The sequence below is a fragment of the Stenotrophomonas sp. SrG genome (assembly GCF_050031795.1).
GTDB lineage: Bacteria > Pseudomonadota > Gammaproteobacteria > Xanthomonadales > Xanthomonadaceae > Stenotrophomonas > Stenotrophomonas rhizophila_A.
The window spans coordinates 1-255 of the sequence record NZ_JBNBBE010000491.1 but is presented as its reverse complement, the minus strand read 5'-3'; the positions used below and the strand labels follow the sequence as shown (position 1 = coordinate 255).

The 255-nt window shown below is 72.5% G+C and carries 1 protein-coding gene; it reads left to right on the top strand.

Annotated features, from left to right (window positions below; all coding sequences use genetic code 11):
* The coding region (locus ACQG3P_RS20590; protein ID WP_426806085.1) for a DNA-formamidopyrimidine glycosylase family protein at nt 1–255 on the top strand (255 nt) is incomplete at both ends.

The following is a 255-nucleotide window of genomic DNA, read 5'->3' as shown; positions in this document are numbered from 1 at the left end:
GTGCTGCACCTGGGCATGTCCGGCAGCCTGCGTGTACTCCCGGGGGATACCCCGGTCCGCGCGCCCGATCACGTCGATATCAGCCTGGACAACGGCCGCCTGCTGCGGTTCAACGACCCGCGCCGGTTCGGCAGCCTGCTGTGGCAGCCGGCCGGGGACACCCATCCGCTGCTGGCCGGGCAGGGCCCGGAGCCGCTGGACGACGCCTTCGACGGTGATAACCTGTTCCAGCGCAGCCGCGGCCGCAGCGCCTCG